General features: G+C 44.6%; 22 protein-coding genes. 12 read left to right on the top strand and 10 right to left on the bottom strand.

All coding sequences use genetic code 11. The features are described 5' to 3' along the window. Positions 1-65 precede the first annotated feature (65 nt). Both RMO79_RS00375 and RMO79_RS00370 read left to right on the top strand, forming a co-directional pair. Entirely contained in the window at positions 66-674 is a 609-nt protein-coding gene (locus tag RMO79_RS00375; protein ID WP_310481055.1) for a hypothetical protein, read from the top strand. Between the two features lie 39 nt (positions 675-713). Further along, positions 714-1,319, top strand: coding sequence for a Uma2 family endonuclease (locus tag RMO79_RS00370; protein ID WP_310481054.1), 606 nt, complete (start codon positions 714-716; stop codon positions 1,317-1,319). Positions 1,320-1,410: 91 nt separating this feature from the next. Here the strand turns inward: RMO79_RS00370 and RMO79_RS00365 are convergent, their stop codons facing one another. From RMO79_RS00365 to RMO79_RS00350, 4 genes are all read right to left on the bottom strand, one after another. Beyond that, entirely contained in the window at positions 1,411-1,938 is a 528-nt protein-coding gene (locus RMO79_RS00365; protein WP_310481053.1) for a DNA-binding protein, read from the bottom strand. A gap of 3 nt (positions 1,939-1,941) precedes the next feature. Beyond that, positions 1,942-2,214 (bottom strand): hypothetical protein, encoded by a 273-nt coding sequence (locus RMO79_RS00360; protein WP_310481052.1) that lies wholly within the window; start codon positions 2,212-2,214, stop codon positions 1,942-1,944. Between the two features lie 212 nt (positions 2,215-2,426). Then, on the bottom strand, positions 2,427-2,606 hold the full coding sequence (locus RMO79_RS00355; protein ID WP_310481051.1) for a hypothetical protein: 180 nt from the start codon (positions 2,604-2,606) through the stop codon (positions 2,427-2,429). 71 nt (positions 2,607-2,677) lie between these two features. Next, on the bottom strand, positions 2,678-3,004 hold the full coding sequence (locus RMO79_RS00350; RefSeq protein ID WP_310481050.1) for a hypothetical protein: 327 nt from the start codon (positions 3,002-3,004) through the stop codon (positions 2,678-2,680). Between the two features lie 69 nt (positions 3,005-3,073). Here RMO79_RS00350 and RMO79_RS00345 point away from each other — a divergent pair, with 69 nt between their 5' ends. Together RMO79_RS00345 and RMO79_RS00340 are read left to right on the top strand one after the other, a co-directional pair. Next, positions 3,074-3,769: a Uma2 family endonuclease gene (locus RMO79_RS00345; RefSeq protein WP_310481049.1), complete on the top strand. Its 696-nt coding sequence runs from the start codon at positions 3,074-3,076 to the stop codon at positions 3,767-3,769. A 78-nt stretch (positions 3,770-3,847) separates the two neighbouring features. Then, a complete protein-coding gene (locus RMO79_RS00340) occupies positions 3,848-4,369 on the top strand; it encodes an exonuclease domain-containing protein (protein WP_310481048.1) in 522 nt (173 codons plus the stop codon). Positions 4,370-4,539: 170 nt separating this feature from the next. Here RMO79_RS00340 and RMO79_RS00335 read toward each other — a convergent pair whose 3' ends face one another. Then, complete coding sequence (locus RMO79_RS00335; RefSeq protein ID WP_310481047.1) at positions 4,540-5,613, bottom strand: branched-chain amino acid ABC transporter permease; 1,074 nt, start codon at positions 5,611-5,613, stop codon at positions 4,540-4,542. 79 nt (positions 5,614-5,692) lie between these two features. Between RMO79_RS00335 and RMO79_RS00330 the strand changes: the two genes are divergently transcribed. After that, positions 5,693-5,947, top strand: a complete 255-nt coding sequence (locus RMO79_RS00330) for a hypothetical protein (protein WP_310481046.1) — start codon at positions 5,693-5,695, stop codon at positions 5,945-5,947. 203 nt (positions 5,948-6,150) lie between these two features. Here RMO79_RS00330 and RMO79_RS00325 read toward each other — a convergent pair whose 3' ends face one another. After that, positions 6,151-7,188: a class I fructose-bisphosphate aldolase gene (locus RMO79_RS00325; protein WP_310481045.1), complete on the bottom strand. Its 1,038-nt coding sequence runs from the start codon at positions 7,186-7,188 to the stop codon at positions 6,151-6,153. Between the two features lie 318 nt (positions 7,189-7,506). Between RMO79_RS00325 and RMO79_RS00320 the strand changes: the two genes are divergently transcribed. The 6 genes from RMO79_RS00320 to RMO79_RS00295 all read left to right on the top strand — a co-directional run bounded on the left by RMO79_RS00320 (position 7,507) and on the right by RMO79_RS00295 (position 11,018). Further along, complete coding sequence (locus RMO79_RS00320; protein ID WP_310481044.1) at positions 7,507-7,944, top strand: hypothetical protein; 438 nt, start codon at positions 7,507-7,509, stop codon at positions 7,942-7,944. Between the two features lie 59 nt (positions 7,945-8,003). Beyond that, a complete protein-coding gene (locus tag RMO79_RS00315) occupies positions 8,004-8,189 on the top strand; it encodes a hypothetical protein (RefSeq protein ID WP_310481043.1) in 186 nt (61 codons plus the stop codon). A 53-nt stretch (positions 8,190-8,242) separates the two neighbouring features. Further along, positions 8,243-8,815 (top strand): hypothetical protein, encoded by a 573-nt coding sequence (locus tag RMO79_RS00310; RefSeq protein ID WP_310481042.1) that lies wholly within the window; start codon positions 8,243-8,245, stop codon positions 8,813-8,815. Next, positions 8,803-9,828, top strand: a complete 1,026-nt coding sequence (locus RMO79_RS00305; RefSeq protein ID WP_310481041.1) for an iron ABC transporter permease — start codon at positions 8,803-8,805, stop codon at positions 9,826-9,828. Before RMO79_RS00310 ends, RMO79_RS00305 begins: the two co-directional genes overlap by 13 nt. 122 nt (positions 9,829-9,950) lie before the next feature. Then, complete coding sequence (locus RMO79_RS00300) at positions 9,951-10,079, top strand: hypothetical protein (protein ID WP_310481040.1); 129 nt, start codon at positions 9,951-9,953, stop codon at positions 10,077-10,079. A 138-nt stretch (positions 10,080-10,217) separates the two neighbouring features. After that, a complete protein-coding gene (locus RMO79_RS00295; RefSeq protein WP_310481039.1) occupies positions 10,218-11,018 on the top strand; it encodes an ABC transporter ATP-binding protein in 801 nt (266 codons plus the stop codon). A 91-nt stretch (positions 11,019-11,109) separates the two neighbouring features. Here the strand turns inward: RMO79_RS00295 and RMO79_RS00290 are convergent, their stop codons facing one another. Next, entirely contained in the window at positions 11,110-11,358 is a 249-nt protein-coding gene (locus RMO79_RS00290) for a Plug domain-containing protein (RefSeq protein ID WP_310481057.1), read from the bottom strand. A gap of 102 nt (positions 11,359-11,460) precedes the next feature. Between RMO79_RS00290 and RMO79_RS00285 the strand changes: the two genes are divergently transcribed. Continuing rightward, a complete protein-coding gene (locus tag RMO79_RS00285) occupies positions 11,461-12,561 on the top strand; it encodes a PepSY-associated TM helix domain-containing protein (RefSeq protein ID WP_310481038.1) in 1,101 nt (366 codons plus the stop codon). 65 nt (positions 12,562-12,626) lie between these two features. On the opposite strand, the gene RMO79_RS00280 is transcribed toward RMO79_RS00285, so the two are convergent. The 3 genes from RMO79_RS00280 to RMO79_RS00270 form a co-directional block, all read right to left on the bottom strand. Next, positions 12,627-13,517 (bottom strand): TonB-dependent siderophore receptor, encoded by an 891-nt coding sequence (locus RMO79_RS00280; protein WP_396136482.1) that lies wholly within the window; start codon positions 13,515-13,517, stop codon positions 12,627-12,629. Between the two features lie 37 nt (positions 13,518-13,554). Continuing rightward, on the bottom strand, positions 13,555-14,442 hold the full coding sequence (locus tag RMO79_RS00275) for a TonB-dependent receptor plug domain-containing protein (RefSeq protein ID WP_310481037.1): 888 nt from the start codon (positions 14,440-14,442) through the stop codon (positions 13,555-13,557). 106 nt (positions 14,443-14,548) lie between these two features. Next, entirely contained in the window at positions 14,549-15,541 is a 993-nt protein-coding gene (locus RMO79_RS00270) for an AraC family transcriptional regulator (RefSeq protein WP_310481036.1), read from the bottom strand. Positions 15,542-16,153 lie beyond the last annotated feature (612 nt).

Raw genomic sequence — 16,153 nt, 5'->3', positions numbered from 1 at the left:
ATCGATCGTCAAAGCAGATAGCAATAGATATAAATAATCTATGACCTATACAAACATTCAATATTATGGCTTACAACAACTTTTCTTTGCAAGATGTAATAGACCGATTTGAAATAAATTTACTTGAGTCAACTTTTTGTGATTCTCTGCCGCCAGTAACCGCGCAGCCTGCATTTTTGACTATTTTTGAGCAGTCTCTACCTTTAGCACAAAGAGCTAGATCTGAAAAAGCTAAGTCAGAATTATTAGTAAGTCCGATTTTAATTGAAGTGCAGCGACTGGTTGGCGATCGAATTCACTTATTTTCAGGAGAGGAATTCAATGTAGATAAAGATCGAGGTTTGAATGGTTTTTGTGATTTTCTATTTAGTAGATCGACAACCTCTTATATAATTCAAGCTCCCATTCTCATGTTAGTGGAAGCAAAAAAAGGGGAGTTAGATATTGGCTTAGGGCAATGTATCGCCGAAATGTTCGCCGCGCAGATTTTTAACCAAACTAAAGATAAAGTGATTCCTGTTGTTTATGGCTGTGTGACTAGTGGTAAGTTATGGCAGTTCCTTAAACTAGAAGGCAAAGACGTAACTATCGATACTAATGAATATCAAGTTACTCCCGTCGAACGCATCCTCGGTATCATCCACTGGATGGTGAGTAATCAAAATAATAATTAATGTGCCAACTAAGCAAAGAAAAGTAGGGATAAATGCTCTATGACCTATACAACCACTAAAGTTCTCACCTTTGATGAATTTATCATCCAACATGGTGATAATCCTCGCTACGAGCTAATTGATGGAGAATTGCGCGACATGGAACCAACTGGCCCTCATGAAGCTGTAACCGGACAGATAATCGGATACATTTTTGTAGAAATCTTACGTTCTCGCCGTAACTGGATTGTCCCTAAAAATTGCCTCATTAAACCACCTGCGATGGCTGCTACCGCGTTGCGCCCTGACGCGATCGTACTAGATGAAGCTAAACTTGCTAGAGAACCACTTTGGCGAAAAGAACCAATTTGCAATGGAAATACAATCGAGCTGGTTGTTGAAGTTGTTAGCACTAATTGGCAAGATGATTATGCTCGTAAAATAGAAGAGTACGCCCTATTGGGTATTCCCGAATACTGGATTGTAGACTATTTGGGAATTGGCGGTATCGCTTTTATTGGCAAACCCAAGCAATCAACTTTTACAGTTTGTCAACTTGTTGGTGATACCTACGATCGACATCAATTTCGACTAGGAGAATCTATTTTATCTCCTACCTTCCCCGAACTTCAACTTCGGCTCGATGACATCATCCCTCGCCAGTAATGTAATTTTAATTAGGGAGGTGGATTGGCAGTATGAGTAGCAAGTTTACTTCATTTATCGATCGCCTATCGCAGACCAGATTTCAACGATATTAAGCAACTAAAGCTTGAATATCTTCTTGAAGGCTCGGCTCTACTTTTCGCCATTTTCTGGCAAAATTGAATTCCATATTAACCTTAGCAATTTCTAGTAGCGCATCATCGATCGCATAAAGTTTATCTTCTTTGAGCCAAGTTAAAATCTCTGCCAAATGCCAAATTGAAGGTGTTCCTTCATAAATCGGGAATGGAGATCTCATCTCGCTATTAAAAATTAGATTTCTAACGTTTTGCCGAGTACATCCCAGAATCTTAGCCGTATCGGTTAGACCTACAAAATCTGGTGCTGCTTCAATTAAGGTGGCATTTTGGATCGCTTTTTTCACATCGGAGATTGCGCTAGAAACAGCACCGAAAGCTGATGAGGCTTCGCGGATAAAATCTAAGGAAATACAGCCTTGTTTACCAATGCCAATTAAGGCATCATCACACCCACTTTCATATAATTGCTCGATGTAAGAATTTGGATCGAGCTGAGGATTGGAAAAATTGAACTTTAAAGTAAAACTGTATTCTGTCATTATCTACTCCTCTTCCTCACCAGAATCATCTATATTGTTCTGCTTGGTACACTTATCAACTATCCGCCGAATCTGCTTGGCATGATTTCCAGCATTTTTAGGGGTACTCCAGATGCTAGCGATACAAAAAATGCCACATCTACATTGTTTATCATTGTAGGGACAATAAATCTTACCCCAGGCATGTGAACCTCCAAGATCGATGCGCCAGCCATTTTGTTCGGCATATACCAGTGCTGCTTCAATTTCTGGCTTGGGATGAGATCGTCTTGACATCACAACCTCTATTTATCCGAGGGAAGTTTAACTTTAATAATTGTCGAGTGACAATCAACTGTTTTTAAAGCATACCCGCAAGCTCCATAGTTGTCAAGTGACAACTATGGAGTGGCTAATAGAAATGGGGACAGGTAAATGGGGGAACTTCGAGGCTCTAAAGTCATATTTATTAGCAGATGACGAATAAATTCGATCCCCAGCTCTGGATCTTAGTCAGCTCGATCCGATCGAACTTTACCGACTGCGGCTTCAATTTTTTGTTTCAATTGTGCGTCGATCTTGGGAATAATTGCGATCGCGCCCATATTTTCGATAACTTGCTCCTTGGAACTGGCTCCAGTGATGACCGTACTCACATGAGGATTGCTAGCGCACCAGGCGATCGCCAATTGTGACGTAGGTGGGCACTGCCCACCATATAGATTTTGATGGATTTCAAGGATGTTAAATAGAATATATTTCAGAGGGAGAGATCTAAATTAGATTTGAATTCTAAACTATGATTGAATTCTTCCTGTTCGGCTTGATAAATAATAAATATGCCCTTTTTAGGTTTTCCTTTGGCATCTATATATTCTAACTCGATCGGCTTTTCAATAGTATGGCGTTCGTAAAACTTTATCAACAATCCGATCGAGCATCGAATTTTACGACAATCCGATCGACTAAAATTATCCCCAGCGGTGAAGATCGAACGATTGGGAAAAGCCCACGCTTCTGCGCAGGCAGACGCTGTGCCTAACGGCAGGCTGTCGCCAACGCGAACGCGAACGAAATAACGACCCATAAATTATGATTGGGATCGATAGTGAAATATAACGAGTAAAATATCTATATATCCTTTGGTATAGTAGCCATGTTCCAATCCGAACCACCCAGATACCTACCCACCGCCGACGAACTACCCTGCTCTGACGATACCCCCGTGGATAACGAACTTCAAGAACTCATCCCTGGCTTACTTAAATCGATTCTCCAGATTTTATGGGCCGATCGGATGGATTGGTTTTTTGGGATCGATATGGGAGTATATTATCATCCAGAACAACCCGCGATCGTTCCTGATGGCTTCTTGAGCTTGGGCGTAGAAAGATTTTATGATGAAGAGTTGCGCCCTAGCTATGTGCTGTGGGAAGAGCAAGTCGTACCGAGTTTGGTGTTAGAGGTAGTGTCGATTACGCCCGGTCGAGAATATACCAGTAAGCTCGATGAATATGCCAAAATGGGAGTCCTATACTATGTCATCTACAATTCTAAACGGCGACGCAAGCCGAAATTAGAGATTCACAAACTAGTTAAAGGACAGTATGAGTTGCAAGACAGCAATCCGTTTTGGATGCCAGAAATCGGGCTGGGTATCGGCTATGAACGTGGTGAATATTATGGCATAACGAGGGATTGGCTCTATTGGTATGATGAAAACGATCGGCGTTATCCCACGCCAGCCGAACAAATTAGACAAGCCCAAGCACAAGTGGCACAAGAACGAGATCGATCGAATAAATTAGCGGCTCGACTTAGGGCATTAGGTATCGATCCAGATGAGATCTAAAAAATCGATCGCGGCATAAACTAAAGTTAGACTAGACGATCTGGCGATCGCCTAAATTGCAGTAAAGTGAGGTAAAAAATGAGTTGTATTATGGTTGATGTCGAATCTGATGGCCCAATTCCAGGCGACTATTCCATGATTTCTTTTGGAGCCTTAGTTGTAGAGCCTTCATTAACCAAAACATTTTACGCCCAACTCCAGCCAATTTCTGACAAGTGGATTCCCGAAGCTCTGCAAATTAGTGGATTTACCCGCGAGGAAACATTAGCATTTGAAGAACCGCAAGCAGTCATGGAAAAATTTGCCGTATGCATCGAAGCTGAAAGTTCTGGGCGACCATTTTTTATTGCAGATAATAATGGATTCGATTGGCAGTTTATTAATTGGTACTTTTACCATTTTTGTGGCAACAATCCCTTAGGACATACATCGAGTAATTTAGGATCTCTTTATAAAGGTTTGGTTAAAGATACATTCGTAAACTTTAAACATCTCCGCAAAACCGCACCTACACACAATGCGCTAGAAGATGCCAAAGGGAATGCAGAGGCACTTTTACAGCTCAAGCAAGAATTCGGTCTGAAAATTAGTTTAAAATAAATTAATTTGAGCGCAGTGCATCTTTGCGCTGATTAAAACCAGAGGTAATAACGTGGCAAGTAGTCAAAGTCCATCTGAGTGGTATCAAGTTTGATATTGAATTCAAGCAACGCGATCGACAAATTATTTTTAAATATAGAGTCGATAGTTAATTTGTAGAACTAAATCGATTATCTACCTAATGTTAGCTCCTCTTTCTTCCCTAGAATACCTTGCGGGCGTAATACCATCAATAGCATTAATATCAGACCGATAATCATAATCCGAAAGGCACCTTGTTGAGTATCATCTAAATGTAGAGCGCGGAATATTGTTTTGAAAAACTCAGTCCGCGTTACCTCATAATAGCCCCAGAAAATAACAGCTCCAATAATCGCGCCGAGATTATTTCCAGAGCCACCCAGCATGATAATAATCCAGGCATTAAAGGTAATTAACGGCTCGAAATTATCGGGAAATACACTAAATTGCCAAGCATAAAAGGCTCCAGCAATACCCGCGATCGCCCCCCCGATCGTAAAGGCTTGTAATTTATACCAAAATACATTTTTACCCAAAGCTTTGGGCACTTCTTCATCTTCTCTAATAGCTTTAAGAATTCGTCCCCATGGTGAATGTACGAGTCTTTCGAGTCCGATATAAACGACTGTCAGTACGGTTAAACTCAGCAGCATTAATCCAGCGCGTGCATCGTATGTGTAGAGCGATATCGCGCCGCAAGCATAAACAGTCCATACAAAAATAATTGCGATCGCACCACTAATTAGGCGGCTATTTTCAACGCGGATCCACAACCACAATCGCCACACGGCTAACCCACAAATTACTGTCAACCAACCGATTAATAATAATCTGACGGGATATTCTGGCTTGAATCTAAATGGTACCGGATAACCCTGTACGCCGAAGGTACCTTTAGTCAGCCAATCTTCATTTTTAGCTACCAATCGGACTAATTCTGATACGCCGATGGTGACAATTCCCAGATAGTCTTCTCGCAGTCTTAATGTAGACATGCCGATGAGCAATCCTAGTAGGGCTGATAAACCAGCTCCGACTAATACCGCGATCGGAATCGGTACGCCTTGCATTGAGAGTAACACGGTACTATAAGCACCGATCGCCATAAATGCGACATGTCCGAAATTAATCAGCCCCGTTACACCCCACTGGAGATTTAAACCCAGACTAAACAGCGCATATGTAGCCGCAGAAATCGTCAAAAAGACAAAGTAAATGACCATCAGACAAAATTTATGAATTATCGATCGGGTGTGATTAGTCTTAGAATACTATTGTCGCGATCGATACAAACTGGGCTAGTTGCAACGCGATCGCGAATTTGTGGCGACAGATGTAGAATTAGCCGCTGCCGCATCTTTTGTCAGCACAATCTTAGCAGACGATCGCATCCAATTACCGCGTGCGGCGGTGGTAGATGTAGGGGTAATTGCCCGACGAGGTTGGGCTGTAGTGGAGCAAAATGCCGCTTGGGGTGTCTGGAATCTATGGCTGCGATCCCCTGCGGGTGTTGGAGGTGCTACGCTATGCAGCAACGACTATTCAAAGATAAGGTAAAACGATTGTATTTTTTACAGGGGAACGTATTTGAACTGGTGGCTTTGCAACTAGCCCAGTTTGTATCGATCGCGACAGGGGAACATATTCATCCGATCGAATGATTAAATCGATCGTCTCACTCATTAATCTGTTGAGACGATCGGATCGTTTAAATAAGTTCAGATGGAAAAATGTCAACAAGTTTATCCTGAAACAGGAATTTATACTAATGCTAACTGCCGATCGAGATCGACAGTATAAGTACCATTACTCGCAGCACTATTGCAAGCCGCCCGATGAGCGAGGATCTTCTGAGCGGCTGCGACATTCGCACTGTCGCCGCGCCATTTATCCAACGCCGATTGCTGAATCGCACGGGCATAAGAGAAGGTAACTGGCCACGGAGTCTGCGGGAACATCACATTCATTGCGTTCAGATGCGCCGCTGCTTGCTCGTTGGTTTGTCCCCCAGATAAGAAGGCAATTCCCGCAACTGTCGGCGGCACTGCTTGTAATAGGGTTTCAATCGTCGTGGTGGCAACCTCATGGACTGGAGCGGGTAACGTTGCTGACAATCCGGTAATTACCATACTCGGCTTGAGAATCATTTGGTCAAAAGCAACCCCCTGAGTGGTGAGTTGTTTGAAGACTTCCTTGAGGGTTGCTGCTGTCACTTCCCGACACCGATCTAGTGTATGATTACCATCAATTAATACTTCTGGCTCGACAATCGGTACTAACCCATTTGCCTGACAAATCGCTGCATACCGAGCTAGAGCATCGGCATTGGCTTCAATACAAGCCGCACTAGGAATATTCGCCCCAATGGTAATTACCGCCCGCCATTTAGCAAACCGCGCTCCTAAGTTGTAGTACTCGCGCACGCGATCGTCCAAACCATCTAAACCCTCAGTCACCAGTTCGTCGGGATGTCCGGCAAATGGTTTGGCACCACCATCGACTTTAATCCCTGGAATTAGCCCCAATCGCTGCATCACACTAACGAATGATTCTCCTGTAGCACTAGATTGACGGATCGTTTCATCAAATAAGATTGCTCCGCTAATATAAGTGTTTAAGTTGGGTGCCGTTAATATTAATTCGCGATAATTGCGGCGGTTCTCCTCCGTCGTCGCAATCCCCAATTTTTCAAATCGCTTGTTACAAGTGCCGTTACTTTCATCCATTGCCAGAATCCCTTTGCCCTTAGCCACTAGAGCTTTGGCGGTCGTCTGTAATTCCTGAGTATATGTACTCATGTGTTTTGGCTCCGTATTTTTTGCTCGTTGGCAAAGCCTCTCCCCTGGAGAACAGCTTTGAAAAACATTGTTGCATTATTGATAATAAATTGCAATAATATTTTAAATAGATGATTCTAGATAACGATCGTCTGCCTAGAGATCGGATAGCAAGACTACTTTAATGCTCTCTCCATCAGGCTTTAAGGCACAGACCGAATCTAAAATCAGTAGTTATAATTGAGATTTAAGTTCAATAATCGATCGACTCGACCGTCTCTAGTCCACATTTCAATTTACGACTCGATTCAACGTCAACCCGTGTCAGGAGCTATCGCCATGAATGCCTCAGAGAAAGCGGTTAGTATCGGTTTCGTCAGCAAAATTGCGACGATCGTCAACCTATTTCAATCCAAATTTACCGATGCTACAGTAGATCTCACGCCGTGGTTAGACGATCCGATGACCAGAGCTACCATCGATCCCGATTCGATCGATTTAGGGTTCCATTTTCCTCGGCGCGATCGCACCCATTCCGATTATACGCTATTGCTTCAGATCCGCCTCCAGTCAGAGCGAGACAAACACGACCGAGTGGTGGGATTAGAAATCAGCAGTCATAGTCTATGTGGCTGTCTGTGGGAATTTTCGACAGTAGCAGATTGGCGATTTTCGGGATCGACAGGGCTATCGCCAGAATACCAAGCCCAGATTAAATCTTTTTGTCAGGATGTTTTAGGCGTTTTCCAAAATAATCGATACAGCACTTTCCAGTAATATGCAGTACGTTATTCGCTCCCTGCGCCCCCCTTTCAGTATTTAATTAAGTTAGGAAGATGAAAACCAAACAATTTGTAAATCCTCGATCGCCACAATTTGCCAGATCGAAATCTAATTATCAGCTCAGTCAGCAAGCAGTAAGAGGGCTATCTAATACGCTGATTTTAACATTAGGATTGACCGTAACATTATTATTGTCTGTATCGTATATTTATTTATTAATTATCGTTCAGTCAGGTTAATCTTAGCAAGCGATCGATTAAATATTAATTCATCCTAAATTCCATACTAAGCCATGGTAAAATCCGACACTGCATCTATTGAAAAAGTTGATGAGATCGAGCGATTATTCCCGAATTTATTGGCGATCGATACTTTATATTCCATCCCTGACAACATTGCGATCTGGCAAGAATATACCCAACAAGGCAATCAATTCATCAAATTGGGTGCCTTGGCGCAACCGCCCAATCCGAATACAGATCGAGCGCGCGCGGTTTATAATAGTGCAATGAGCGTTGCTGAAAAATTGTGGCAACAAGCACAAGCGCGAAGAACCAACCCAGAAATAATTCATATCTACGTTATTTCTTGTTATAATCTCGCCGATTATTATGCAGCTAACAACCTCAGCCATGCTGAAGATTTGCTGATGGATGCTTACGATGTAGCTCTATTAACGATGCAAGATGCTAATTTCGATCTCGATTTTCAGTTAGAAGCTTACCAAAGTTTTCAAACAGTCTTACGTCACCTCGTTGATTTTTACGTTCGCCAGCACAACCACAAGAAAATGACGGCAATCTCGATCGCAGCCGGACGACAAGCACGACAGTTTCTGAGTAGCATCAACAAATGCCAAAGCTAATTCATTTACCATCAAGATCGAGCCGTCAAAAACTTGATGCTAAACCCGCAATTGCCATTGGAATATCGATGGCATTAATCATCGGGATGTTGTGTTCGCTCTGTCAGGGATCTGTACCCCTGACTTTAGATGAAGTTTGGCAGGCTTTAGGAGATCGAGGTTTGGCGCAAAATCAGACAATTATCTGGGATTTGCGATTACCGCGTATTTTAGCCGCTGCGATCGTCGGAGCCGCCTTGGGAATGTCGGGTGGTTTATTACAAGGGATGCTCCGCAATAGTTTAGCCGATCCGTTCGTGCTGGGGATTTCCGCAGGTGCGGGGTTAGTAGCGATCGGGTGTATTACCTTCTCGGTGGCATCGGTGTATCTACCTTTAGGCGCGTGGTTGGGGGCGATGGGAACAGCCGCAATCGTGTATATTTTGGGCTATCGGGCGGGGACGATTACCGCCGAACGGTTAGTATTAGCGGGGATTGCGGTTAGCTCGTTATTTGGAGCAATGCAGACGATGATGCTGCTCTTAAACGATGAAAGTCGGCTCCAGTCGGCGTTAAATTGGCTTGTAGGCAGTCTGAATGGGCGCGGTTGGTCGATCGTTCAAGTGGCGAGTCCTTACGTGTTTGCAGGCTTATTAGCAGGGTGTTTATTAGGTCGATCGATTAACTTACTGAGTCTGGGGGACGAGTTGGCGATGAGTTTGGGTGTATCTTTGGTAAGGACTCGACTCGCGATCGGACTTGTAGCTAGTTTACTCGCGGGGAGTGCGGTGAGTGTGGCGGGTTTAATTGGGTTTATCGGGCTGATTGTCCCCCACGGCATTCGGATGCTGGTAGGTAACGATTATCGCTGGTTATTGCCACTATCGGCGATCGGTGGAGCGTTAGTATTGACGCTGGCGGATCTGTTGGCGCGGATGGGATCTGTCGAGTTTCCCGTCGGCGTGGTGACGGCTCTATGCGGTTCGCCAGTGTTTATTTGGTTGTTATATCAACGCCAATCTAGTCGGCTTTAATCATCATGAGTGAATCATCAAAAACAGCAGACCTGCAAGCATTTCTGCCAGCAAAAGATTTTTAACTCTGCAAACAATTTGATCGAGATATCGGGTTTTCGATCGCTTGGCCTTCCGATCGTTTGATTAGATTCCAGCATGGCAATACTAGCTTCTTTTTACAACGTTTTTATGTGCAAGCATTCGCCGAACACCTGATGATGTACCTGCAAGTCGAGAGTGTCGATGCGTCGCTGACTCACCTCTTTTGACGGGTTCCCCGTCAAAAGAGGTGAGTCGCAAGTAGAGCACCTTTTCAAGACAGCGGGGTAAAGACATGTAAATTAAATGACTAACAGCTTACCCACTAGTGATGAATTACCAGCTTCGGACAATAACGAAGAAAATAAATGAATCAATCTCTATTAATCGCTGAAAATCTGACTGGTGGCTATCAAACGCGATCGATTATCCATCAATTAAACCTTCAACTCGATCGCGGTGAATGGTTGAGCCTATTAGGTGGCAACGGTTCTGGTAAATCTACCCTGCTCAAGCTCCTCAGTCGCTTACTTAAACCCCAACAGGGACTTGTCTGGCTCGATGGTAAGGCAATTCATACCGAACCGCCGAATGTTGTCGCCCAAAAGATGGCTTTATTACCCCAGCAACAGACAGTACCGAGTGGCTTAACCGTCAGGCAATTAGTCAGTTTGGGGCGAACTCCACATCAACCTTGGTATCAATGGGAGTTGAGTGGAGTCGATCGAGCGCAAGTCGATCGGGCAATGAGCCTAACACAAGTGGTTGAATTTGCGGATCGATCGGTTGAAGATCTCTCCGGTGGCGAACGTCAACGGGCATTTCTGGCTCTGGCTCTGGCTCAAAACCCCAAAGTGTTATTACTCGACGAACCCACTACTTATTTAGATCTGCGCTACCAGTTGGAATTATTGACGCTCCTGAAAGACTTACAACAGCAACAAGAATTAACGATCGTCACCGTCCTCCACGAACTGAACCTGGCAATCCGGTATAGCGACAGGTTGGCAATGCTTAAAGATGGCTCTCTCATCGCCGTTGGCACCCCTGCAATGGTAATTACCCCTGAAACCATTGCGGAAGTATTCGGGGTAAATGTAGCGATCGTCGATACTCCTGTAGGTTTGCAGATTTGCCCGTTAGCTGCACTGTCAACGCGGACTATCTAGATTCTGGGCAGCATTCGTTATTTTTCTTGCTAGACTTGCGATTCGAGCATTAAGACAAGACATTGCCCCTACCTTCGGTTACTGTTCGGTTTTAGGCGGACTTCGGATCGCTAGCAGCAATTTTAATCGTGTGGTAGTCGATTAATCCATTCTTGAACTGATTATTAAATGAATCAAAACCGCGAATCTTAAACTGTGCCGCCCGTCCGCCGCCACTTGAAGAAAAAGCCACGCCACTGACATTTTGCACGGCATCTTCTAGCCGCGTCGCTGATTGGTCTTTGATGACCTCAATCGGCACGATTTGAGAGGGTGTCTGAAAAGTCTTATTGGCTTCGATGGGTCTTGCTCTACAACATATATTCTATCGGTCGATTATAATTGAGATTAATTCTTATTAGCTATCTAGCTTGCTACAAATCTCATCATTCCACAGCTCTATATGCGATCGAAAATTCTCCGCACGACTATTTTCACACTCCATCGTTGGCTGGGCTTATTTGCAGGTCTAATCTTAGTTATCGTCGGTATTACAGGTAGTTTATTAGTCTTCCGCCAAGAGTGGGATGATTGGCTCGTGCGGTGGCGATTTGGGACGGTAGCAGCAGCGACACCGCCACTAGACATCCAACTGTTGGTAGCAACAGTCAAAACTACCTATGCCAATGTGCAAGGGGCGATTCCTAGTTATGTCAGCATTCCCACCAATCCCGCAACTCCATACACGATCGGATTGCAAATCGGGGAGATATATCGAGAGGTATTTGTAAATCCTGTTACTAATAAGATTTTAGGCGATCGACAGTGGGAAACTTCGATCGTCGGGAGATTATTTGAAATACATATTCGGATCCTCTCCGGCGATACGGGCGCGATCGTTGTGGGGATTGCCGCGCTGTTATTATTGATTCTGAGTATCACTGGACTATTTCTCTGGCCAGGTTGGAGAAATTTTATTAGTGGTTTTAAAATCAAGTTTAAGGCGCACCCCAAACGCACTAATTTTGACATTCATAAAGTCACTGGCATCATCACGATCGCGTTTTTAGCGATGATTGCTTTTACTGGCTTTTGCTGGAATTTTCATGCCCAGAGCGAACCGATAATTCATGCTCTAACTAACTCCCCACCGCCACCAACACCAGTCTCTAAACCGATCGCGGGCAAAACGGCATTACCACTAAATACCCTGCTCCAAGCAGCTAATACCGCCCTACCTGGAACTCGCACGACATTTATTAGTATTCCCAATCAGCCTACATCAGCATGGATGAGTATCCAAGTTTTCCCCACCGAATCGGTTGAGGCAGCCCGCCAAACGCGAATTTATCTCGATCGATATTCAGGCAAAGTACTGTATCTAAAAGATGCTCGGAAAGCTAGTTTAGGCGATCGCATTCTCAACTGGTTTCACCCGCTTCACTATGGTACATTTGGCGGTTTGCTAACTCGGATTTTATACGTTTTCGTTGGTTTAGCCCCAGTGGTGCTGTTGAGTACTGGGTTGGTGATGTGGAAACACCGCCAGAAAGTGAAGACTTGATTCTCTAGGTGAGAGACTACGCCAACGAGCATAATTAGCTGACAAAGTTTAGATCGATCGCATCATCAAAACTCCAAGCTAACATTTGCCTGAACTGTAAACGGCTGTCCGACGTAAACACGACTACCCAGCGAAGTTTCAAAATAGTTGGTATTCAGTAGATTCTTGAAGCTGAGTGAGGCTTTGAGCTGGTCGCGTTTGTAGAAAATAGACGCATCAGTCCGCAGATAGCTGGGTACAGTATAGCTATTATCAAAATCTGCTCGATCGCCCACGTAAAATAAACCAAGTCCCGCCCCCCAACCTTGGAGATTACCCGACTGAAATTCATAGCTCGTCCACAGGCTAGCGGCATGATTGGGGACATTTGACAATCGATTGCCGACTGGTAAAGAATTATCTTTGGTAATGCGGGCATCGGTGTAGGCATAGCTGGTCGAAATATTCCAGCCCGGAGCAATTTTCCCTGCCAGACTCAGTTCCAGCCCTTGGCTTTTTTGTTCGCCAACTTGGATCGAAACGGTGGGGTTATCGGGATCGGCTGTTGTTACATTGGCGCGAGTCAGATCGAATAGAGCCAGGGTTGCAGAGAGTCGATCGTTTATATCTGCCTTGACCCCAACTTCATACTGATTGCCGCGTTCTGGCTTGAACGACGAGTCAACGCCAAAAAAGTAAGAGCCGCCTGGAGGCGTAAAGGAGCTAGTGTAACTGGTATAGAGTGAAATCGCTTTAGTTGGTTGATAGACCACGCCAACGCGGGGACTGAAGGCACTATCTGACCCGCTGCTGCTGGTATTAGTTGTGAATTCCTCATACTTGCGATCGACAAAATCAAAGCGTCCACCGACGATAAATTTTAAGTTATCATTTAATGCCAATTGGTCTTGAACATAAATACCTAATGAATTGGTCTGCTGTCTTAACCCTGATTCCCCAAAATTACCATCAGAGATTGTTGACGGAGATCCACCATAAACTGGATTAAAAATGTCAATTGACGCTGCCGCCTGGATTTCCTAGCCCAAATAACACTGAGGCAGGGCCTTTGAGCACTTCAACTCGATCGATACTAGAAAGTTCGCTCACTTGCCCAGACAAGGTATCAATCTGTCCATTTCTGAGCAAATTCGTCTCCGTCGCATCAAATCCCCGAATGTTGTAGAAAGTAAATGGCCCAAAATTAAACGACTGATTGACTCCAGCCACATTTCGGAGGGCATCTTCTAATCGCGTCACCTGTTGGTCTTGGAGTACTTGTTTGGGCACTACCTGAATCGCTTGGGGAATATCCCGCAGCGGGGTATCGGTTTTGGTACCGACAGAAGTATTCGGTACGCGATACTCATTTCTGCGCGTTCCCCTCACCACAATCTCAACTTCCGGGTCTGGTGCTGCGGGATTGAGACTGTATGTCAGTGTCCCCGTTTTTAGGGTGACTGCTGTCGTGGGTAGGGCGGTGGTGCCAGTGACGCTCACCTGAATATTAGTGGCATCGAGCTGAGTGATGCTGACAGTCGCGATATCCCCAGTCGGTGCGGTGGCGGTGAATGTCTGGGTACTGGGTAGTGCCAGCACTGCCGGAATATCGGCAATTAGGCTGTTACCTACCGTTTTGAATTTGCTGGCATCGACTGATAGCGGCTTCCCATCTTGGGTTTCGAGGATAATTTCTAGTTCGGTAGCGGTAGGATTGAGCTTGATGCCGATGACTTTAATTGGTGCTGACTCGGTTTGAGCCAAACGTCCTGCTATCTCTGACTGGGATCTCGCCTGCGGTGCTGCTGCCCACACAGTGGGAACGCCAAGCATCGCAAAAAAACAAGCAAAAACGACCGATTTTCCTACAAACCGAGCCGAAGGCATCCACTTTGTCAGCATTATTCCTTATACCTATCCAATTAATGAGACTAATTATTAATAAGAGTAAGGGGGAATTGGCTAGTTTTGGAGCTGATAGTTTGCTCAGACGGATTTTTTTGTATGCTCAAACGGATTTTTTACGGAGACAATCGCTGGGGGGCATGTTAAATCTTTTACTAAACGCTCTGCTGAATGCCGGAAGATTGGTATAGCCAACCATCCGCGCCACTTCTCCCACCTTCCAATCGCCCATTTCTAGCGTCTGTTTTGCCTGCTGCATTCGATAGTCATGCAAATAGCCAAATACTGTCGTCCCAAACACCTGCCGAAATCCTTGCTTGAGATTGTATTCATTCAAATTGACTAATTTTGCCAGTCCGCCTAAACTTGGTGGATTATCCAACTGTTGGTGTAATATATCTCTGGCATGGTGGATTCGATCGAGTAAATCGAGCGGAATCGGCAGTCTATCGCCCTCAGTTCTAGCCATTTCTACCGCTGCTGCCAAGCCCAGCAATTCTAGCGATTTACCTTCGAGAAATAGCCGCTTGGAGATGCCTTGAAAGTTGCAGCGGAGCATTTGCCGCGCCGCTAGCTGCATCGCTGGCGTAGCCGTCCCAAAGTAGGCATAGCGCGACCGATCGGGGCAACGTACCCAGGGCTGCAAAGCAGGGGTCAATTCACCATTTGAGTCACCAATAAACGATCTCAACAGATCTGCCCGCATCAAGATTTGTACTTCCAAAAAGGGGTCTCTATCGAGTAAATCGAATGCAGCCTTGGGCATCAAACCACTCCCATACAGACAATACTCTCCCGCGCCCAGCCAGTCGCCATCATTTTGATGAGTGCCCGATACATGGAGATGAAACTCTAGGTAATCTTCCGCTCCTTCCGGCTGGGCAGATAGTACCCGATCGTGCAATTGCAAATGTCCCAGTGTTACAGACAAGCCATCGCGCAGTTCTATGTTGCGCCAATAACCTTGCCCCAGCAGTGGCGGAAAGCTGCCCATAAAATCTCGATCCTCATCGGGATCTGGATGGTATGTCGGCTCGATGGCATCCATTTCGTCCATCAATTCTTCGTAGGCTGACTGAGAAATAGAAAGCGTCATGTGGTTTATCCATTCGATCGCTCTACGAATCGAGAGCTTAATGATATAATATCTTATTAACAAAGATCGGGGGTTTAAATCCCCATCCTAATAACCCAATTCTCAATTCTCAATTCATTTAAGATTCTCTAAATCATCGAGCTAAGATCTGATTCGATCGAAATGGCAATTTGTATTAATGACTATGACACTGGCCTGTTCTACAAGGTAAATAGCGACGAATTTGAGGATGTATTTGGCTTTGCGGCAGAATGCGGAGAATGGCGCGATCGCTGGCTAAGATAGTCGGACTGCCAGATTAGCCGATCGCATCTTCAATTCTTTTACGCCACTCCATTACGGTACATTTGGTGGATTACCATCGCGGATTCTATAGCGATCCTAATTGATAAACTTCGTTTATAGTACAAAAAATTATTAGATAAATTGCTCTATCAGTTGTGTATCAACAGATTGAGCTTTAAACATAAGTACTATAAAATGAGAAACTCATTTAGGATTGCTATATATGTTTTCGTCGGTTTAGCCCCGGTGGTGCTATTGAGTACTGGGTGGGTGATGTGAAAACACCGCCAGAAAACGAAGACTCGATCGGCTAGAGCGATAAATTAG

Origin of the sequence: Chamaesiphon sp. VAR_48_metabat_403, from assembly GCF_031422475.1 — a bacterium.
GTDB lineage: Bacteria > Cyanobacteriota > Cyanobacteriia > Cyanobacteriales > Chamaesiphonaceae > Chamaesiphon.
This window is presented reverse-complemented; position numbering and strand designations above follow the sequence as displayed.